17 protein-coding genes and 2 tRNA genes are annotated in these 20869 nt (G+C 63.3%); 14 read left to right on the top strand and 5 right to left on the bottom strand.

Translation table 11 applies throughout. The features are described 5' to 3' along the window. The first annotated feature begins 59 nt into the window (after nucleotides 1–59). The 5 genes from CVU60_05325 (at nucleotide 60) to CVU60_05305 (ending at nucleotide 9033) form a co-directional block, all read left to right on the top strand. Entirely contained in the window at nucleotides 60–995 is a 936-nt protein-coding gene (locus CVU60_05325) for a 2-dehydropantoate 2-reductase (protein PKN42776.1), read from the top strand. Nucleotides 996–1293: 298 nt separating this feature from the next. Further along, nucleotides 1294–2730, top strand: a complete 1437-nt coding sequence (locus tag CVU60_05320) for a TolC family protein (protein ID PKN42775.1) — start codon at nucleotides 1294–1296, stop codon at nucleotides 2728–2730. A gap of 16 nt (nucleotides 2731–2746) precedes the next feature. Continuing rightward, complete coding sequence (locus CVU60_05315; GenBank protein PKN42774.1) at nucleotides 2747–3028, top strand: hypothetical protein; 282 nt, start codon at nucleotides 2747–2749, stop codon at nucleotides 3026–3028. A gap of 18 nt (nucleotides 3029–3046) precedes the next feature. Beyond that, a complete protein-coding gene (locus CVU60_05310; protein PKN42773.1) occupies nucleotides 3047–5167 on the top strand; it encodes an efflux RND transporter periplasmic adaptor subunit in 2121 nt (706 codons plus the stop codon). Nucleotides 5168–5169: 2 nt separating this feature from the next. Beyond that, the gene (locus tag CVU60_05305) at nucleotides 5170–9033 is read left to right on the top strand and encodes an acriflavine resistance protein B (GenBank protein PKN42772.1); all 3864 of its coding nucleotides are present in this window, start codon (nucleotides 5170–5172) and stop codon (nucleotides 9031–9033) included. Nucleotides 9034–9137: 104 nt separating this feature from the next. Here CVU60_05305 and CVU60_05300 read toward each other — a convergent pair. From CVU60_05300 to CVU60_05285, 4 genes are all read right to left on the bottom strand, one after another. Continuing rightward, nucleotides 9138–9215, bottom strand: a tRNA-Glu gene (locus CVU60_05300). 6 nt (nucleotides 9216–9221) lie between these two features. Next, nucleotides 9222–9295 (bottom strand) — tRNA-Gln (locus CVU60_05295). 61 nt (nucleotides 9296–9356) lie between these two features. Next, nucleotides 9357–10049, bottom strand: coding sequence for a hypothetical protein (locus CVU60_05290; protein PKN42771.1), 693 nt, complete (start codon nucleotides 10047–10049; stop codon nucleotides 9357–9359). Continuing rightward, nucleotides 9989–10471: a DUF721 domain-containing protein gene (locus CVU60_05285; protein ID PKN42770.1), complete on the bottom strand. Its 483-nt coding sequence runs from the start codon at nucleotides 10469–10471 to the stop codon at nucleotides 9989–9991. The genes CVU60_05290 and CVU60_05285 overlap by 61 nt, the downstream gene beginning before the upstream one ends. 123 nt (nucleotides 10472–10594) lie before the next feature. On the opposite strand from CVU60_05285, the gene CVU60_05280 reads away from it, so the two are divergent. The 9 genes from CVU60_05280 to CVU60_05240 all read left to right on the top strand — a co-directional run bounded on the left by CVU60_05280 (nucleotide 10595) and on the right by CVU60_05240 (nucleotide 19022). Next, on the top strand, nucleotides 10595–11530 hold the full coding sequence (locus CVU60_05280) for an ArsR family transcriptional regulator (GenBank protein ID PKN42769.1): 936 nt from the start codon (nucleotides 10595–10597) through the stop codon (nucleotides 11528–11530). Between the two features lie 40 nt (nucleotides 11531–11570). Then, on the top strand, nucleotides 11571–12992 hold the full coding sequence (locus CVU60_05275; GenBank protein PKN42768.1) for an adenosylhomocysteinase: 1422 nt from the start codon (nucleotides 11571–11573) through the stop codon (nucleotides 12990–12992). A 29-nt stretch (nucleotides 12993–13021) separates the two neighbouring features. Then, nucleotides 13022–14191: a methionine adenosyltransferase gene (locus CVU60_05270; GenBank protein ID PKN42767.1), complete on the top strand. Its 1170-nt coding sequence runs from the start codon at nucleotides 13022–13024 to the stop codon at nucleotides 14189–14191. A gap of 105 nt (nucleotides 14192–14296) precedes the next feature. After that, nucleotides 14297–15670, top strand: coding sequence for a Fis family transcriptional regulator (locus tag CVU60_05265; GenBank protein PKN42766.1), 1374 nt, complete (start codon nucleotides 14297–14299; stop codon nucleotides 15668–15670). Between the two features lie 160 nt (nucleotides 15671–15830). After that, entirely contained in the window at nucleotides 15831–16223 is a 393-nt protein-coding gene (locus CVU60_05260; protein ID PKN42765.1) for a hypothetical protein, read from the top strand. After that, entirely contained in the window at nucleotides 16224–17135 is a 912-nt protein-coding gene (locus CVU60_05255; GenBank protein ID PKN42764.1) for an ATP-binding protein, read from the top strand. A gap of 16 nt (nucleotides 17136–17151) precedes the next feature. Next, on the top strand, nucleotides 17152–17991 hold the full coding sequence (locus tag CVU60_05250; GenBank protein ID PKN42763.1) for an MBL fold metallo-hydrolase: 840 nt from the start codon (nucleotides 17152–17154) through the stop codon (nucleotides 17989–17991). Between the two features lie 51 nt (nucleotides 17992–18042). After that, the gene (locus CVU60_05245; protein ID PKN42762.1) at nucleotides 18043–18789 is read left to right on the top strand and encodes an MBL fold metallo-hydrolase; all 747 of its coding nucleotides are present in this window, start codon (nucleotides 18043–18045) and stop codon (nucleotides 18787–18789) included. Further along, nucleotides 18789–19022 (top strand): hypothetical protein, encoded by a 234-nt coding sequence (locus tag CVU60_05240; protein PKN42761.1) that lies wholly within the window; start codon nucleotides 18789–18791, stop codon nucleotides 19020–19022. The genes CVU60_05245 and CVU60_05240 overlap by 1 nt, the downstream gene beginning before the upstream one ends. A 444-nt stretch (nucleotides 19023–19466) precedes the next feature. Here the strand turns inward: CVU60_05240 and CVU60_05235 are convergent, their stop codons facing one another. Continuing rightward, a complete protein-coding gene (locus tag CVU60_05235; protein ID PKN42760.1) occupies nucleotides 19467–20855 on the bottom strand; it encodes a hypothetical protein in 1389 nt (462 codons plus the stop codon). Nucleotides 20856–20869: the final 14 nt, after the last annotated feature.

The raw sequence follows: 20869 nt of genomic DNA, 5'->3' as shown, positions 1-20869 counted from the left end.
GCGCGTTCCATTAAATCTCCCCGATTTCCATAAGAATTGCAGACAAGGATGCAGTGAAAATGAAGATTGCCATCATCGGTTCCGGCGCCATCGGCGCCTTCTACGGAGCCCGGCTGCTGCAGGCCGGGCACGAGGTTCACTTTCTCTTCCATTCCGATTTCGATCACGTCCGCGAGTACGGGCTGCGCGTCGATTCCGTGGACGGGGACATGTTCTTTCCCCGGGTCCGCGCCTACGGGCACCCCGAGGACATGCCGCGCTGCGAGCTGGTGCTCGTGGCCACCAAGACGACCACCAACCATCTGCTGGAGAAGCTGCTGCGACCTGTCTGCAAGGAGGGGGGCACGGTGGTGCTCATGCAGAACGGGCTGAACGGCGAACGGGTCATCGAGCGCCTGGGCCTTGGCGTCACGGTTGTCGGCTGCCTGTGCTTCGCGTGCTGCAACAAGCTCGGACCGGGCCATATCGCCCATCTCGACTACGGCAAGGTGGAACTCGGCCACTACCGTCCCGACGAGATGCCCGCCGGCATCACGCCCGAATTGGAGCTCGTGGCCTCGGTCTTCGAGAGCGCGGGGCTCCCGGTGCAGCGGAGCGAAGACCTCATCCTGTCCCGCTGGCGCAAGCTCTTCTGGAACATCGCCTTCAACGGCCCGTGCACACTGCTGGGCGCGACCACCGACCAGATTGCGGGCTGCGCGGCCACGCGGGAACTGGCCCGCGAACTCATGACCGAGGTCATGATAGGCGCCCTTTCCGCGGGCCGGGAAATTCCGGAGTCCTTCATCGACGACATCCTCGCCTCCACCGACCAGATGGCCCCGTACAAACCGAGCATGATGCTCGACGCCGAGAACGGACGGCCCCTGGAGGTCGAGGCCATCTACGGCGAGCCCCTGCGCACCGCCGCCACCCGCGATGTCGTGCTGCCCTGCGTGCGCACCGTTTACCAGCAGCTCATCTTCTTCGACCAGCGCCTGCAAAGCGCCCGCTAGGTCCCGCCTCTTCCTTTTCGGCCCGGAGGGATTCTCCCTCCGGGTTTTTCATTTCCAGGCCGAAGCCGTCGCTCGCGGTGCAATTGCGCTGGCTATGGTCCGTGCAAGTTGCTAGGATATCGCAGCGTGACGGGAGTCCGAGGCGCCGTTTCTTTTCCTGTTTTGGTGCCGGCCTGTGCTGATTGTGCAGGATTCGCGACCGTGCAGACTTTGTGCATGGCCCTTGTGCAATCCGTTGCGCGTATTATTCATATAAAAATGGTCCGATTTTGATTTTCAGGTCTATTTTGCCGGAATAATGGGAGCTTTGCATCTGAGCATGGCAGTTGCTTTCCATCCGTCGAGATTATTCTGCCGGAGGTTGATGATGAAGATGTCCCTGACCCGCTTGGCCGTTTGGGGTTTAGCCGTGGTTCTGGCTTTTGCGGGCAAGGCCGCGTTCGCGGATAGTTGGCCGGAGCAAAGCGTCCTGAATGGCTATCTGGAGGAGGGCGCACGCGCCAACCCGGGACTGCAGGCCGCCTTCGCCCGCTTTGACGCCGCCCTGGACAAGGTCCCCCAGGCCAGAGCCTGGCCCGACCCGAGATTGTCCTTTGCCGTCTTCACCGTGCCTGCGGAATCGCGCACAGGCCCGCAGCGCATGCGTTACGGCGTGTCCCAGATGCTGCCCTGGTTCGGCAAACGCGACCTCAAGGCTTCCGTGGCCGAACATGAGGCAGCAGCCCTCTTGGCCCAGGCCCAGAGTGTCAAGCTGGCCCTTTTTCGGGATATCGAGGCCGCCTATTTCGAATACGCCTATCTTGGCAAGGCGCTGGAATCCGCTCGGGAGGAGTTGGAAATACTGAAGTATTTCGAGTCGTTGGTGGAAGTACGCTACGCCGTGTCCAGCGCCTCCTACGCGGACTTCACCCGCGTCCAGGTGGAGCGGGCCAGGGCGGAGGAGCGCATCGCCTCCCTGGAGGATTACCGGCTCCCCCTGTCCGAGCGCCTACGCACTCTGCTCGGCAGGCCCGCCGGCGAGATCCTGCCCATGCCCGAAGACGTGCCGTTCATGATTACGGGCTGGGATGACAGGCGGATCACTTCAGCCGTCACGGCGCAGAACCTGGCGTTGGCCGCCCTCGACGCCAAGGCCCAGGCCGCCGATGCGGCCGGGGATCTTGCGCGCCGGGAGTTCTTTCCGGACCTGACCGTTGGCGTGGAGTCCATCTACACCGACGCCCCGCGCATGGCCGGGGTGGTCAATGAAGGCAAGGACCCCGTGGCCATCACCTTCGGCATCAACCTGCCCTTCGACCAGGACGCCCGGCAGGCTGCGGTTCGGCAGGCGAAGAACTCCGCCCGGGCGACGCGTCTGGAGCGGGCGGACAAGGTCGCGGGCCTAGAGGCCCAAGCCAGCAGGCTGCTTTTCGGCATCCGCGACGGGTCCAGGCGCCTTGAGCTTCTGCGTGAGACCATCGTGCCCAAGGCGCGGCAGAATCTGGATGCCTCCATGGACGCGTACCAGGCGGGCAAGGCCTCCATGCTGGACCTGCTGACGGCCGAGAAGACGCTCATCGAGCTTGAACTGCAGTACCACCGGGTGCTGGCCGATCAGGCCGTGCGTCTGGCCGATCTCGATGTCCTGGCCGGGGAGGAGATCCCCCGCACATTTACGAGGACCCCGGCCCTGGCCGGGAAAGAACAGGCCCGCGACCTGCGGGTTACACTGACAAAACCCGAAGCCTCCAAGTGAGGCAAGGAGAACCATCATGAAAAAGCTCATTCTGCTCTGCGCGGCCGTGACCGTCTTCGCCTTTCTGTCCCTGTCCCAGGCCTGGGCCGCGCCCCAGACCGAATGCCCCGTCATGGGCGGGACCATCAACAAGGAACTCTATGTGGATTACAAGGGCGAGAGGGTGTACTTCTGCTGCGCGGGATGCCCCGAGACCTTCAAGAAAAATCCCGAGAAGTACATGAAGAAGCTCAAGGACGAAGGCATCGAGCTGGAGAAGGTCCCGGCCGAAGCCGCTCCTGCGGAAAAGAAACAGTAAACCTTCTTCGAGGGATGCATGAACGCGATACTCAGGAAATATGCGGTGTGGGCCACGGCCGGATGCCTGCTTGTGGCCCTCGGCCTCGGCGGGGGATACTTCTTGTGGGCTCCTCCCGGGTCCGAGCATGACGGTCACGACCATGCCGGACAGGAAACCGCCGAAGGCGCGCCCGCCGCGTCCCTGTGGACCTGCTCCATGCATCCCCAGATCAAGCTGCCCGAGCCCGGGCAGTGTCCCATCTGCTTCATGGACCTCATCCCCCTGGCCATCCCGGACGGCGATGACCGGCGGACGAGCCTGCGCCAGCTGACCCTCTCCGAGGACGCGGCCCGCCTGGCCGGCATCCGGGTGGAGGCGGCGCGCATGGCCGATGTGTCCGTGCAGACCCATCTCTTCGGCAAGGTCGCCTACGACGAGTCCCGCGTGGGCGTCATCACGGCCTGGATCGGCGGCCGCATCGACCGGCTCCATATCGACACCACCGGCGAGGTGGTCCGTGCCGGACAGGCCATGGCCCTGGTCTACAGCCCCGAACTGGTGGCGGCCCAGGCCGAGCTCATCCAGGCTGTGCGGGCCCGGGAGCGCGTGTCGGGCGGCAGCGGGCTGGTCGCGGAAGCCGCCCTGCGCATGGAGAACGCGGCCCGCGAGAAGCTGCGGCTGCTCGGCATGGGCAAGGCGCAGATCGAAGGCATGGTCAAGCGGGGAACCCCGGCCGACCACGTCACCCTGACCGCGCCCAAAGCGGGCATCGTCATCGAGAAGAAGGTCGTGGAGGGCATGTACGTGCAGACGGGCATGCCCATTTACGCCATCGCGGATCTCTCGAAGGTCTGGGTGGTTCTGGAAGCTTACGAGTCGGATCTGGTCTGGATGGCCCCGGGCAAGGAGGTCGCCTTCAGCGCCCAGGCTCTGCCGGGTCAGCAGTTCACGGGCAAGGTGGTCTATGTGGGCACGTCCGTGAACCCGGCCACGCGCACCGTGGAAGTGCGGGTGGAGGTGCCTAACCCCGAACTGGCGCTCAAACCCGGCATGTTCGTCAGTGCCGAGCAGACGGACGCGAATGCTGAGCGGGCGCGTGAACTGGTCATCCCTGCCTCGGCCCCCCTCATGACCGGCAAGCGGGCCGTGGTCTACGTGGCCGACCCCGACCGGCCGGGCAGCTACGAGGGCCGAGAGGTGGTCCTCGGGCCCAGGACTGACCAGGGCTACGTGGTCCGCGGCGGCATCGCCGAGGGTGAGCTGGTGGTGGTGCAGGGCAATTTCCGCATCGACGCGGCCCTGCAGATCGTGGCCCGGCCGAGCATGATGAACCCGGCCGAGGCCCCGGCTGCGAGCGGAGTGCGCTTCGCGGATGTCCCGCAGCCCTTCAGCGTCCGCCTGGCGGCCCTGGCCCAGCGCCTTGGAGTCGTCGAGGACGCGGTGGGCGCGGGGGACCTTGACGCCGTGCGCGGCGCGTACCACGATTTTGGCAAGGCCCTGAACGGCATTGACGGCGACGTCCTGGACGGTGAGGCGGCCCTGGAGTGGAAGGAGCTGTCCATGCTCCTGGGGAACGACGCCCTGCTTGGTTACGAGTCGGCCACCCCGCGTCGCGCGGTCCAGGTGCTGGACGACATGCGCAGCCATTTCGCCCGGGTCCGGGCCGCGTTTCCCCTGCAGGAACTCGCGGCGAAGATCGAGGCCCCCGCCGGGTTGCGCAGTGCCCTCGACGCCCTGTACGCCGCCTATGTTCCGGTGCAGGAGGCCCTGGCCGGCGATGACGCGAACACGGCCCACGCGGCCCTCGTCCTTTTCAGGCAGGCCCTCGGCCAGGCAGACGAGAGCGCCCGCCTGGCCGAAGGCGGCGGTGAATGGGGCGGCTACTCCGAGGCCATCGCATCGGGCCTGGCCGAGATGGAGCAGGCCGCCGACATGGACGGGCTGCGCGCCGGATTCTTCCCGCTGTCCGTGGCCATGACCAGAATGGTCGAGGCCTACGGCGCCGGGCAGGGGCCGGTTTACGAACTCTACTGTCCCATGGCCTTCGGCAATCAGGGTGCGACGTGGCTGCAGGGTGACCCGAAGGTCAACAACCCCTATTTCGGGGCCTCCATGCTGCGCTGCGGCGAGGTCAAACGTCAGCTGAAGGACGAGTAGGCATGAGCGCGCAAATGTCACTCATGGACCGCATCATCCGCTTCTGTCTGGACCAGAAGCTCGTCGTCGTGCTCCTGGTCTGCATGGCGCTGGGCTGGGGATTCCTCGTCGCCCCCTTTGCCTGGCACGCGCCGGGCATCGAACGCGACCCCGTGCCCGTGGACGCCATCCCGGACATCGGCGAGAACCAGCAGATCGTCTTCACCGCTTGGCCCGGCCGCTCGCCCCAGGACGTCCAGGACCAGATCACCTATCCCCTGACCGTGTCTCTTCTTGGCATGCCCGGCGTGAAGACCGTGCGCTCCTACTCCATGCTCGGGTTCTCGACCATCTACGTCATCTTCGACGAGGACGTGGAGTTCTACTGGTCCCGCACACGCCTGCTGGAGAAGATCAATTCACTGCCTCCGTCCACCCTGCCGTCTGACGTGCGCCCGACCATGGGCCCCGACGCCACGGCCTTGGGACAGGTCTTCTGGTACACCATCGAGGGCCGGGACCCCGAGGGCCGACCCACGGGCGGCTGGGATCCCGACGAGATCCGCAGCGTGCAGGACTGGTACGTGCGCTACGCCTTGACCTCGGCCGAGGGGGTCAGCGAGGTGGCCGGGGTGGGTGGCTTCGTGCGCGAATATCAGATTGAGGTCGATCCCGACGCCATGCGCGCGGCGAACGTCAGCCTGCCGGAGATTGTCGGTGCCCTGAAAATGGCCAATCTTGAGGTGGGCGCCGGGACCATGGAAGTCAACCGCGTGGAGTACGTCATCCGCGGTATCGGCTTCATCAAAAATCTCGACCAGGTACGGACCTCGGTCATCAAGATGCGCGACTCCATCCCCATCACCGTGGACGACGTGGCCCACGTCAGCTTCGGCCCGGCGAACCGGCGCGGCCTGCTGGACAAGGGCGGGGTGGAGGTGGTTGGCGGCGTGGTCACCGTGCGCTACGGCGAGAATCCCCTGGCTGCCATCGACGCGGTCAAGGCCGAGATCGAGCGCATCGCGCCCGGCCTGCCGGAGAAGGTCCTGGCTGACGGCACGCGCTCCAAGCTGACCATCGTGCCCTTTTACGACCGCTCGGGCCTCATCCACGAGACTCTGGACACACTCGGCGAGGCCCTCTGGCAGCAGATCCTGATCACCATCATCGTGGTCCTGGTGCTGGTCATGCACCTGCGCAGCTCCTTTCTCATCTCCGCGCTCCTGCCCTTGGCCGTGATGATGTGCTTCATCGCCATGAAGCAGTTCAGGGTGGACGCCAACATCGTGGCCCTGTCCGGCATCGCCATCGCCATCGGGACCATGGTCGACATGGGCATCATCATCTGCGAGAGCATCCTGCAGAAAATAGACTCCTCGCCTGAGGACACGCCCATGGCCCAGGTGGTCTTCGAGGGTGCCTCGGAGGTCGGCAGCGCGGTGCTCACGGCCGTGAGCACGACCATCGTGGGCTTTCTGCCCGTGTTCTTCATGACCGGGGCCGAGGGCAAGCTGTTCGGCCCCCTGGCCTACACCAAGACCTTCGCCCTCATCGCCTCCATCATCGTGGCCCTGACCATCCTGCCGGCGGCGGCCGCGCTCATTTTCCGTCGCAGACAGATGCGGCCTTCCCTGTGGTTCGTGGCCGCGCTGGTGACCGCGGGCCTTGTCGTGGCGGTCTGGAAGTCCTTCTGGATCGGGATGGGTCTTGTCGTGGTCGGCATCTACCGCCTGGTTTACGACCGTTTGCCCGAATGGTGGCAGACCCGGCTGCGCTGGGGCGCGAGCATCGGGCTGGCCCTCGCCGTGGCCGTGTTCCTGGCTCTGGACTGGCTGCCGCTGGGACTGGAGAAGGGGCGGACGGTCAACACTCTTTTCGTGCTCGGCCTCATCGGCCTGCTGATGGGTTTTTTCCAGGCCTTTCGCCTTGCATACGAGCCGCTTCTGAAAGTCTTCCTGCGGCACAAGGGCCTTTTTCTGATCATTCCGGCCTTTCTGACCGCATTTGGCGGGATCGTCTGGCTCGGGGCCGCGCCATTTCTGTCCGTCCTGCCCGAGGGGCTGCGCACGAGCCGGCCCATAGTGGCCTTTGTCCACGCCTTTCCGGGCCTGGGCAAGGAGTTCATGCCGCCCCTTGACGAAGGCTCCTTCCTCTACATGCCGACCACCATGCCCCACGCCTCCCTGGGCGAGGTCAAGGAGCTTCTGGCCCTGCAGGACATGTCCATTCAGGCCATCCCGGAAGTGGAAAGCGCCGTGGGCAAGCTCGGCCGCGCGGATTCGCCCCTGGATCCGGCGCCCGTGTCCATGGTCGAGACCGTCATCAACTATAAGAGCGAGTATCTGCTGGACGCGCAGGGCAAGCGCCTGCGCTTTGTCTGGCACGAGGATGCCCGGGACTATTTCCGCGATGCGGGCGGCACGCCGGTTCCGGCGTCCGACGGCATGCACTATCTGGTGCGCGGCTGGTTCGAGCGCGACGAACAGGGCCGCCTCATCCCCGACGAGGACGGACAGCCCTTCCGGCTCTGGCGGGCCGCGCTGGACCCGGAGCTGAACCGGGGGCGGAGCGCCTGGGACGGGATCAGATCCCCCGATGACATCTGGGACGAGATCGTCAGGGCCGCCGAAGTGCCGGGCATGACCTCGGCCCCGAAGCTGCAGCCCATTGCCGCGCGCATCGTCATGCTCCAGTCGGGCATGCGCGCGCCCATGGGCGTCAAGGTCAAGGGGCCGGACCTTCAGACCATCGAATCCGTGACCATGGAGGTGGAGCGGTTGCTAAGGGAAGTGCCCATGGTCCAGCCGGCCGCAGTGGTGGCGGACCGCATCGTGGGCAAGCCGTATCTTGAGATCGTTCCGGACCGTGAGGCCATCTCGCGCTACGGCATCATGCTCGCAACGGTGCAGGAGATCATCCAGGCCTCCGTGGGCGGCATGGTGGCGACCACGACCATCGAGGGCCGCGAGATCTATCCCCTCCGGGTGCGTTACATGCGCGACCTGCGCGATTCCGTCGAAAGCCTGGAACGCATCCCCGTGCCTGCGGCGAGCGGCAGGCAGATTCCGCTGGGGCAGCTGGCCGAGATCCGCTATGTGCGCGGTCCCCAGGCCATCAAGAGCGAGGACACGTTTCTGCTCGGCTACGTGCTCTTCGACAAGAAGCCGGGCTATGCGGAAGTGGATGTCGTCGAGTCGGCCAAGGCGTATCTGGAGCAGCAGCGCGCGGATGGCAACCTGGTCATCCCGGCGGGGGTGACCATCGAATTCGCCGGGAGCTACGAGAACCAGGTCCGCGCCCAGAAGAAGCTCATGGTCGTTCTGCCCGTGGCCCTCTTGCTGATCGTCATCATCCTCTATCTGCAGTTCGGATCCATCGCGACCACGCTCATGGTCTTCTCGGGCATCTTCACGGCTTGGTCCGGCGGATTCACCATGATCTGGCTCTACGGGCAGGATTGGTTCCTGAACTTCCATGTGGCCGGGGTGGACATGCGCGCGCTCTTCCAAGTGCACCCCATCAACCTGAGCGTGGCCATCTGGGTAGGGTTCCTGGCTCTTTTCGGCATCGCCTCGGACGACGGCGTGCTCATGGCCACCTTCCTGGACGAGAGCAAGGCGCGCAAAAAGCCCGACTCCGTCGCGGCCATCCGGGCCATGGTCCTGGAAGGGGCGGGGCGGCGCATACGCCCGGCGGTCATGACCTCGGCCACGACCATCCTGGCCCTGGTGCCCATCCTGACCTCATCCGGCCGGGGCTCGGACATCATGATTCCCATGGCCATTCCGTCCTTTGGCGGCATGGTCTTTGCGACGATCACGGTCTTCGTGGTGCCGGTGCTGTACTGCTGGGTGGAGGAATGGAAGCTGCGGTGGAGGAGGGGCTGAAGAGACCCGGATGCACGGAAAAAGCCCCGTGCTTTCGCGCGGGGCTTAGGATGTGTTTCCCGGAACCTCCGGGGGGGCGGGATGAATCCCGTTATGGTCGGATGTGGCGTCCCCAAGGGGATTTGAACCCCTGTTATCGGCGTGAAAGGCCGGTGTCCTGGACCGAGCTAGACGATGGGGACGCAAGTTGGCTGGGCGACTTAGATTCGAACTAAGATTGACGGAGTCAGAGTCCGCTGTCCTACCGTTGAACGATCGCCCAGCAGCGAAAAGTCTCATTAGGGAAAGAGACTTCGGCTGTCAAGGTCGAAAAACGTCGCCTTTCACCAAGTGCCTCCGGCGGAGAGATCCGGGCTGTACATGGTTTTCAGGACGAGGATGTCGGAGTCCGAAAAGAGGCTGTTTTTTTCTTCCTGCGCCTGCCTGGAGTTGAGAACCGTGTCGGTGGTTGCCTTGGGGTGGGTCATGATGCCCAGGGCGTGCATCAGTTCGTGGCGGACGATCCAGAGTTTTTGTCCGCCAGAGGTCTGGAAGTTCAAATGCAGGACGATGTCGGCCTTCCTGATGACCCCGTTGCGTGAGGCCAGCAGGGTGAACCCCCGGATGCGGTCACCAATTTCTTTCCAGCCTGCCATGCCTTGAGAACTCTTGGTCACGGCCTCCTGCCATTCCTCCTTCGAGTCGGTCAGAAAGAATCGGATATTGGCCTGATTCATGGACGAGACCTGCTTGAAGGATAGCTGCGGTAAGATGCGCCGCATCTCGTTTGTCACCGTATCAATATAATATTGTCCTTCAAGGCGGTCCTTGCCGCCGATCCAGAAGAGTACGGGTTCCTCGAAGCGCGTGATCCTGCCGTCTGGAATGTAGTCGCGCAGGAGCGCGTCCGTGTCGGCGCGGACCTGTGCGGGCAGGAACAGCAGAACGATAACGAAAAGCAAGAGCGAGGGCCTGCTCATTTTTCCTCCGGGATATCGAGATCCGGGCGGAAATGCCTGACGTATGCGCGGTAGCATGACGTCACGGGCGAGGACGGGTCCATGCAGGGCAGGAGGTTGCCGAGGACGTCGGGCTTGGGGGCCGGGGGCCGGGGCGGGAATTTTGGCAGCAGGGACTCGTCCAGGGCGGGACGGCCGGCCATGAGTTCAATCTGAACTTTTTGAAAAAATGCGTTGCCCAGGAACGCGTTGGCCTTGTCCAGGATGTTTTGGGCAAAGTAGGAAAACTCCTGCATGACCATGGAGTTGGTCGCGCCGAGAAGCATGGTGGTTTTCCGGTGTCCCAGGGGGCGGATCATCTCGGCGATCTCCGGACCGAGGATTTCGGGCCAGTGTCTCCACAACCGGGCGATGGCCAGCTCCAGGGCAGCCTCAGGCGTGCCGAGGACCGTGTTCAACGCCTCGGACGCGGAGCGTACTTTCTTTTCGCGTTTGTGCATGCAACCTGCCTAACCGTCTTGTCTGCGCCCTGCAAGACTGGTTCTTGACCTTTGCGGGGAGGGCATGTAGGCGAGCCTATATCAGGATATCTTGATATATAAAAATAACCACCTGCGCCACTCATGAAACTTCTGACCCAGACCAAGGCCCTGGCCGATGAAACCAGGCTCCGACTCATCGGCGTGCTCGCCGCCCACGAACTCAACGTGGGCGAGATCGTGCAGGTTCTGGATATGGGCCAGTCGCGCATCTCGCGGCATCTCAAAATTCTCATGGATGCCGGTCTTGTGGTCTGTCAGCGCCATGGCCTTTGGGCCTTCTATTCGTCTTCCTCGGCCAACGGTTCACGCGCGCTGCTTGCGGCCGTGCTGGAAGGGCTCAAGGGATTGCCCGAGCATCGTCAGGATCTGGAGCGCGCCGCACAGGTCCTGAATGATCGCCGCCTTTCGACGACCCGCTTTTTTGACGGCATCGCTTCGGACTGGAATCGCCTGAGCCGTGAAATGCTCGGCGATTTCGCGCTGGGACCGGCCATCATGAAACGTCTTGCCGCCTCGGAGACAAAGCGGGGCACCGTGGTCGATCTGGGCTGCGGGCCTGGGCTTCTGCTTGGGCATCTGGCCGGCGCGGCAGGATGCGTCATCGGCGTGGACAACTCTCCGCGCATGCTCGACGCGGCGGCCAAGCTCCTGCCCGAGGGTCTGGAGGTCAGCCTGCGCATCGGCGATCTCGAGCATCTGCCGCTGCGCGACGCGGAGGCGGACGCGGCCATCATGTCGCTGGTGCTGCACCATCTGGCCGCGCCCCAGGACGGCATCGCCGAGATGGGCCGGGTGGTCCGGCCCGGAGGGCAGGCGGTGCTGGTGGACTTTCTGCTGCACGACAACGAGACCCTGCGCACGCGCTATGGCGACCGCTGGCTCGGTTTTTCCCCCGACGACCTGCAGGCGTGGATGGAGAAGGCCGGATTTCAGGAACTGGCCTGCGAGCGGCACTCCGTCAATCTTGGGCTGACCCTCATGGTCATCACCGCCCGCCGGGAAGAATTTTCAGTTTAACATCAGGTGGCCAAGGCCACAGCCAAGGAAAGGAGATACCATGACGTTACCTATTGACCCGAAGCTTGATCACAAGGTCGCCGACATGAGTCTGGCCGATTGGGGATCCAAGGAAATGCAGCTGTCCGAACGCGAAATGCCGGGACTGATGGCGCTCATCGACAAGCACGGCAGCGAAAAGCCCCTGAAGGGCCTGCGCGTGACCGGCAGCCTGCACATGACCATCCAGACGGCCATGCTCATCAAGACCCTGCATGCGCTCGGTGCGGACGTGCGCTGGGCCTCCTGCAACATTTTTTCCACCCAGGACCATGCCGCTGCAGCCATTGTCGACCAGGGCCTGGCCAAGGTTTTTGCCTGGAAGGGCGAGACCCTTGAAGATTACTGGTGGTGCACGGAGATGGCCCTGACCTGGCCCGACGGCTCCGGCCCGGACCTCATCGTCGATGACGGCGGAGACGCGACCCTGCTGGTGCACGAAGGCGTGAAGGTCGAGAAGGACCCGGCACTGCTGGCCCGGACCACGGACAACAAGGAATTCCGCTGCGTGCTCGACCGTCTCATCGAAAGCGCCAAGACCGATTCGCAAAAGTGGACCAAGATCGCCGCCCGCATCCGTGGCGTTTCCGAAGAGACGACCACCGGCGTGCATCGCCTCTACCAGATGGCCAAGAACGGGGAACTGCTTTTCCCGGCCTTCAATGTCAACGATTCCGTGACCAAATCGAAGTTCGACAACCTCTACGGCTGCCGCGAGTCCCTGGCTGACGGCATCAAGCGGGCCACGGACATCATGGTCGCGGGCAAGGTCGTTCTGGTCTGCGGCTACGGCGACGTGGGCAAGGGCTGCGCCCAGTCCATGCGCGGCTTCGGCGCGCGCGTGCTCATCACCGAGGTTGACCCCATCTGCGCCCTGCAGGCGGCCATGGAAGGCTACGAGGTCACGACCATGGCCAAAGGTTGCCAGGAAGCGGACATCTTCGTCACGGCCACGGGCAATTACCATGTCGTGCGCGGCGAGCACATGCAGGCCATGAAGGACGAGGCCATCATCTGCAACATCGGCCACTTCGACAACGAGATCGACATGGGCTTCCTGGAGGATACTCCCGGCTGCACCAAGGTCACGGTCAAGCCGCAGGTGGATAAATGGACCCTGCCTTCCGGCAAGAGCCTCATCATCCTGGCCGAGGGGCGCCTTGTGAACCTGGGTTGCGCCACCGGCCACCCCAGCTTCGTCATGTCCAATTCCTTCACCAACCAGGTTCTGGCCCAGCTCGATCTGGCCAGGAACGACTATCCCCCGCAGGTCATGACCCTGCCCAAGATCCTGGACGAGGAAGTGGCCCGCCTGCATCTGGCGCGCCTGGGCGTGGAGCTTGAGACCCTGTCCACGGAGCAGGCCGACTATATCGGCGTGCCCGTGACCGGCCCGTTCAAGCCCGATCATTATCGTTATTAACAACCTCCCTGTGTAAAAGGAGATTTTTCATGATTCTCAATGCCGATCACTATCTGTTTACGTCCGAATCCGTGACCGAAGGGCACCCCGACAAAATCGCGGACCAGATCTCCGATGCCGTGCTCGACTGCCTGCTGGCTCAGGACCCCCGCTCCCGCGTGGCCTGCGAGACCCTGGTCACCACCGGCATGGCCGTCATCGCCGGTGAAATCACGACCGAAGCCTATGCCGACCTGCCCGAGATCGTGCGCTCCACGGTGCGCGAAATCGGTTACGTCAGCTCCGACATGGGTTTTGATGCCAACACCTGCGCCGTCCTGTCCTCCATCGACAAGCAGTCCCCGGACATCGCCATGGGCGTTGACCGCGCCAAACCCGAGGACCAGGGCGCCGGCGACCAGGGCATGATGTTTGGCTATGCCACGGTCGAGACCAGCTCGCTCATGCCCGCGCCCATCTACTACGCCCACGGACTCAGCCGCAGGCTGGCCGAGGTGCGCAAGAGCGGCATCCTCAATTTCCTGCGCCCGGACGGAAAGACCCAAGTCTCCGTTGAATACCACAAGGGCAAGCCGGTGCGCATCGACAACGTTGTCGTGTCCTCTCAGCACACCCCCGAGGTGACTTACGAGGAGATCGTCGAAGGCATCAAGCGCGAGGTCATCGCCAAGGTCATGCCGGCTGAAATGATGGACGAGAAGACGCGCATCTACATCAACACCACGGGCCGCTTCGTGGCCGGCGGTCCCCTGGCCGACTGCGGCCTGACCGGCCGCAAGATCATCAACGACACCTACGGCGGCATGGGCAACCATGGCGGCGGTGCCTTCTCCGGCAAGGATCCGTCCAAGGTCGACCGCTCGGGCGCCTACATGGCCCGCTACGTGGCCAAGAACATCGTGGCCGCCGGCCTTGCGGGCACCTGCGAAGTTCAGATCGCCTACGCCATCGGCGTGGCCGAGCCGGTTTCGGTGCTGGTCACCACCGGCGGCACGGGCGTGGTTCCGGACGAAGTCCTGACCAAGGCCGTGCGCGAGGTCTTCGACCTGCGTCCGTATTATATCATCAAAAGATTGAACCTGATTCAGCCCATCTACAAAAAGAGCGCCTGCTACGGCCATTTCGGCCGCGAAGACTTCGTCTTCCCCTGGGAAGTGACCGATGCCATCGCGGACCTGAAGACCGCCGCCAAGATTTAGCTCGAACCTGATTCAGCATGCGGGGCGGAAAGGAACATTCCTTTTCCGCCCTTCTTTGTTTTCATGCGTCCTTGACCGGGCTGGCCGAGAGGGACAAGAAAAGCCATGTCCTCGTCCACAAAGAACACCGCACGCACGCCCACGGACGCCATCCTCGAGAGCATTTCCGATGGGGTGTTCACCGTCGACCTTGAGTGGCGCATCACGTCCTTCAATCGCGCCGCGGAAGAGATCACCGGAGTGTCCCGCTCCGAGGCCATCGGACGCCTGTGCTCCGAGGTCTTCCGTTCCAGCCTCTGCGTCGACAATTGTCCCCTGCAGGACACGCTTGCGAGCGGGAAGCCGCGCATAGGCACCTGCGGGTACATCATCACGGCCCAGGGGGACCGCATCTCCATCAGCGTGTCCACGGCGGTTTTTCGTGACGAAAACGGCCAGGTCATGGGCGGAGCCGAAACATTCCGCGATCTCTCGGAAATTGACGCATTGAAGCGCGAGATCGAAGGCCGCTACCATGTCGGCGAGCTCTTCAGCCGCAGTCCGCGCATGCACAAGCTTTTCTCCATGCTGCCTGCCATCGCCGCCAGCCCCAGCACGGTCCTGCTCACCGGAGAGACCGGCACCGGCAAGGAACTCTTCGCCCGTACCATCCATTCCCTGAGCGCTCACGCCAGCGGGCCTTTCATTGCCGTCAACTGCGCGGCCCTGCCCGACACCCTGCTCGAGTCCGAACTCTTCGGGGTCAAGGCCGGAGCCTACACCGGGGCAAATCGTGACCGGCTGGGCCGTTTTGCCCAGGCCCGGGGCGGGACGATTTTTCTGGACGAGATCGGCGAGATCAGCCCGGCCCTGCAGGTGCGCCTCCTGCGCGTGCTGCAGGAGCGGACCTTCGAGCCGCTCGGGTCCTCGAAAACCGAATCCACCGACGCCCGCGTCATTGTAGCCACCAACCGCAACCTGACGGAGCTGATCCGGGCCGGCGAATTCCGCGAAGACCTCTATTATCGAATCAATGTCATCCGCCTGGAGCTGCCTCCGTTGCGTGAACGCAAGGACGATCTGCCGCTCTTGGTGGAACAGTTCATCCGCCGCCTCAACCGCATCCAGGGGCGCACGGTCACGGGCATAGGCACCGAGTCCCTGTCCCTGCTCATGGCCCATGACTGGCCGGGCAACATCCGGGAGCTCGAAAACTGCATCGAGAGGGCCTTCGTGCTTTGCGGCGAAGGCCGCATCGACATCGACCACCTGCCCGACGAACTTACCCTTCTTGCTCCTCGCGGACATTTCGGCGATGGCCGCACGATGCACGACATGCTCGACAGGCAGGCCATTCACACGGCCCTGGAGCGCAATGCCTTCAATCGTCTGGCCGCGGCCCGCGAGCTTGGCATCCACAAAACCACGCTCTTTAGGCGCATGAAGCGCCTTGGCATGGCGTTGCCCGAGCGCGACGGCCGTTCCTCTCCAAAAGAGTAGCTTCGGCGCTACCTTGTTGTCCGCCTGTGGTGCGTTCACGCCCCTCTCCGAGGTGGTCTTTTTTTCTTAAAATACAGTATTATCAGAATCTTGTATTCTTTTTTCGCGCGACCTTCCGGCGGCACGCCTCATGCTTTGCAGAGCTCAAAGAGGAGCCCTAATGTCGCGTATTGCCTTGCACCACTGGCAGGATCGCATCGCGCCGGTCTTTGATGTCGGCGGGCGTATCCTTTTGCTGGCCGAAGGGACCCGGGAGCGGGAAGAACATGTCCTGCTGCGCGACGAGCCTTTGCACAGGGCCGAGGACCTGATTCGCCTTGACGTCGGGACGCTCATCTGCGGGGCCATTTCAAGGTCCATGCAGGAGGCCCTTGCGGCCGGGGGGATCACGGTTGTCGGTTTCATAGCCGGCGATCTGGAACGGGTCATCGCGGCCTGGGAACATGGCGATCTGGATGAGACTTTTGACATGCCGGGTTGCCGGGGCAGAGGCCGAGTCCGCAAGAGAGGCATAGGGCGATCAACAACTAACCGCGCATCGTGGAGAGATTGAATGGAGAATATGGAAAATAACGCCCAAAGGGCCAGTTCGTGCGATTCATGCAAGGATTCCAGCTGTTCGGCGGCCAGGCGCGAGCTGGATGAAAACGATCAGGACTTCGAGGAACGCCGCGCCCTGCAGTCCCGGCTGTGCCATATCGGTCACAAGATCATGGTCATGTCCGGCAAGGGCGGCGTGGGCAAGAGCACCGTGGCCGTGAACCTGGCCATTGGGCTCATGCTCGCGGGCAAGAAGGTCGGCCTTCTCGACGTCGACATCCACGGCCCCAGCATACCGACCATGCTCGGTCTTGAAGGGGCGAACATCGAAGCAGGGCCTGGCGGTCTCATGCCGGTGGAACTCGGGCACCTCAAGGTCATGTCCATGGGTTTTCTGCTGCGCAACCCCGATGACGCGGTCATCTGGCGCGGTCCGGTCAAGGGCAACGTCATCAAGCAGTTTTTGAGAGACGTGGATTGGGGCGATCTGGATTACCTGATCATCGACGCCCCTCCCGGCACAGGCGACGAGCCCCTGTCGATCTGTCAGCTCATCAACCCCATCGACGGAGCCGTGGTGGTGACCACGCCGCAGCGTGTGGCGGCCATGGATGTGCGCAAGTCCATCACGTTCTGCGCTCAGGTCGGCATGAAGGTGCTGGGAGTAGTGGAGAACATGAGCGGCTTCGTGTGTCCCAAATGCGGCGAGCTGACCCATATTCTACGTTCCGGCGGCGGGCGGCTCATGGCTGAAGACATGGGCGTTCCCTTTCTCGGCTCCATTCCCATCGACCCGATGGTGGCCGAGGCGGGCGACATGGGAGAGGCGTTCGTCATGCATCATGCCGCAAGCCCTACGGCGGAACTCATGCGCCGGGTTGTCGCGCCGCTGCTGGAGCTGCCAACTGTCAAACAGGAAGCCTGATCCAGGAGAACCCATCATGCACAAAACCGTACTGACGGTGCTGGTCGACAATCAGGCCGGCTTCGGATGCCTGGCGGAGCATGGCTTCGCCTTGTGGATAGAGCATGGCGACGGGCACATCCTGCTCGACACCGGCCAGGGCACCGCCCTGGCCGAGAACGTCCGGGCGCTGGGGATCGATCTGGGCCGCACCGACACGCTTGTCCTGAGCCATGGCCATTACGATCATACCGGCGCGGTGCCCATGGTCCTCGGGGCCGCGCCGGAGGTTCGGGTGTATTGCCATTCGGGCGTGACCGAGCCCCGCTACAGCATCTCGGGCGGCGAGGCCAGGGACATCCGCATGCCCATGTTTTCAATGCGGGCCCTGGCCACTCTGCCCGTGGAGCGCATGCGCTGGAACAGCGGGCCCCAGCTGCTCGGCGACGGGATCGGCCTGAGCGGTTTGATTCCGAGGTGGACGGATTTCGAGGACGCAGGGGGGCCTTTCTACTTCGATCCTCACGCCTTGCGCTCCGATCCCGTCCACGACGACCAGGCCCTGTGGATCAGCACCGAAAAGGGGCTGATCGTCTGCGTGGGCTGCTGTCACGCGGGGCTGATCAACACCCTCACCCATCTGCAGGAGATCACCGGCGAAAGCCGTATCCACGCCGTGATCGGCGGCCTTCATCTGGGCTCGGCCAGTCCGCAGCGGCTGGAAAAGACCGCGCGGGCCCTGCGTGACATGCAGCCCGGCCTGTTGGTCCCATGCCACTGCACCGGGGAGGGGGCTATAGCCTACCTGCGCGACCATCTGGACTGTCCCGTGCACACTGGCTACTGTGGATTCCGCATGGACGCGTCCGAACCCTGATACGATGCGTGCGCGGATTTCCGGCCGCGACGACATTCTCTGGAGCATTGCATGACCTACATCATCCATCCCATCGTCATGGGCACCAAGGTCTTCGACAAGGGCATGATGACCTATCAGCACGACTACGGCACGCCCTACACCATCCCCATCTACTGCTGGTACCTGGAGGGCGGGGACAAGAAGATCCTGGTGGACACGGGCGAGATGCACCCGGTGATCTCGGAGGAGCGGGAAAGGGCCATCGGCGGGAAGATCCACACCTTCGACGAGGGGCTGGCCCGGTTTGGCCTTACGCCCGAGGACATCGACATCGTCCTGCACACCCATCTGCACAACGACCACTGCGAGAACGATGCCCGGTGCGTGAACGCGAAGATCTACGTCCACGAAAAGGAACTTGCGTGCATCCACGACCCGCACCCTCTCGATTTTCGCTACCTCGAAGACTACATCGAGGAGGTGGAGGAGAACGGTCAGATCGTGCCGCTGACGCGTGACACCCAGATCGCACCCGGCATCACCATGATCCACACCCCGGCCCACACCGAGGGCGGCATGTCCGTGCGCGTGGAGACGGACAGGGGCAGCGTCCTCATCTGCGGCTTCTGCACCATCCTGGAAAATCTCTATCCGCCCAAGGCGGTCACGGCCATGGAGATGGAGGTCATCTCCCCCGGAACCCACGTCAACGCCTACGAGGCATACGAAACCCTGGTCCGGGCCAAGACCCTGGCCGACCACATCCTGCCCCTGCACGAACCGAAATGGGCCGGGATGGAGAGCGTGCCGGAATAATGCTGGTCATCAAGTGCGCGGCCTGCCGCAAGAAATTGTGGCGCTACCGCAAGCTGGGCCCTGGCGAGGTCTTGCGGTGCCACCGGGAGCGGATCGAGAAGGTCTGGATTCTGGAGGAACGGGACGGCAAGGTCTGGTGCCAGTGCGGCAAGGCCGTCGGCATCGACAAGGGGACGTTCATCAAGATGAACAAGAACGCGTTCACGTATTCGGGGACGAAGATCGATATCTAGGCTGATAGACAAGGCGGCGGTCGGAAAATAGCCCGTTTCGGGGAAGTCTCTCTGATTGGAATGCAGGTAAAATATTGCAGTTGACCGCACCTCCACTGTGTCATTCCCGCGCAGGCGGACGTGTCAGGCTGCGCGGGAGATCCATGTCTTTCAACCCCTTGAAAATAAAGAAGAATGGCCGTGTAGAGTAGATGTGCGGCGCAGGGCGGCCGCGTGCCGGGGCATTTCGGGGCGGGCCCGCCGAAACTCCTTCTCCGGCCTCGTAATGCTTTCCCGCCGCGTGCAGGGACAGGCTTTTGCGTTTCGGGTGATGGAGCGACGGGGAAGCAAACGATGCCTGGATCAGTCAGACAGTCGCCGGCCCCGCCCCGAAACGCCCCGCCCCGCTCCTGCCGAGCTTTGGGTGGAAGGGGATTCGCCCAGCATGCCTTTCTCTTGTTCCTTCTAGCGAGCCTTGGGCGCGAACCGAATTCGCACGATGCGGCGGCGTTCGACCCGTTTGACCTTGAAAACTCCTTCCCTGATCGGCACTTCATCGCCGGGCTCCAGGACTTTTCCAGCCTGGGCCAGGAGGAAGCCTGCCACGGTGTTGTAGGCTTCGTCCTCTGGCAGGCGCAAACCCAGTTTGCGGTTGGCGTCGCGTACGGCGAGCATCCCGTCGAGGATGAAGTCCGCGCCGTCGCGCACGATCTGTGAGCGCACTTCTTCGTCGTATTCGTCATTGATCTCGCCGACGATTTCTTCCAGCACATCCTCCAGGGTAACCAGACCTTCGAGTCCGCCGTATTCGTCCATGACGAAGATAAGGTGGGTTCGTGTGGCCTGCATCTGTTTTAAGAGGCTGCCCAGGCGTTTGCCCGAGGGGACGAAGGCGGGCGGGTGCAAGAGGGCGGTCATGGAAAAGACCAGCCCCGGTTCACGGGCCATGAACGGTTCCATGTCCTGGCGGAAGAGCACCCCGACCACGTCGTCCAGGTCCGCGCCATAGACGGGCAGGCGGGAGTAGCCGTGAATCCGGAAGGCTTCGAGGACCTCGTCCAGGGTGGAGGTCACAGGCAGGGCCACGATCTCGGAGCGCGGGATCATGGCCTCGCAGGCTTCGGTGGTGTTGAAGTCGAAGGCGCGGCGGATGAGGCGGCGCTTTTCTTCTTCGATCTGTCCGCTGGAGTAGCTGGCGTCGATGAGCATGCGCAGTTCGTCTTCGGTGTAGACGGAGCCGTGAGTGGCGCTGGGCGTGAAACCGAGCAGACGCACCGTGCGCGTTCCGGACCAGTCGAGCAGACGGATCGGCCAGTAGAAGATGCGGTAGAAGATTTCCATGGGCAGTGCGATGGCCAGGGCGGTCTTCTCGGCCCGCTCCAGTGCGATGGTCTTGGGCGCGAGCTCTCCGAGGACGATGTGCAGGAATGTGATCAGGCTGAAAGCGATGGCGAACGAGATGGAGTGCAGCACGGCGGGGGGGACCCGGCCTTCGAGCAGGGGGTTCAGCAGTTCTGCGATGGCGGGCTCGCCGATCCAGCCCAGGGCGAGGGAGGACAGGGTGATGCCCAGCTGGGTGGCGGAAATGTAGGCGTTCAGGTGGTCGATGAGGCGCAGCAGCAGTTTGGCTTTTTTGTTTCCACTTTCCGCCAGGGTTGCGATACGCGAACGCCGTACGCCCACGAGGGCGAACTCCGAAGCCACAAAAAAACCGTTGGCCAGGACCAGCAGCAGGACCAGCAGCAGGAATGCTAAAGAGCGGAGCATGAAGAAATCCTTGATGAAATACGGGCTGTTTGAACTTTGGGCTGCGTGGTCGTATCCCGCGCGGCGTTCTCGATCATCTGTAACCATGATCGCCCGTCAGG

It is taken from the genome of Deltaproteobacteria bacterium HGW-Deltaproteobacteria-18 (assembly GCA_002841885.1).
GTDB lineage: Bacteria > Desulfobacterota > Desulfovibrionia > Desulfovibrionales > Desulfomicrobiaceae > Desulfomicrobium.
This window is presented reverse-complemented; position numbering and strand designations above follow the sequence as displayed.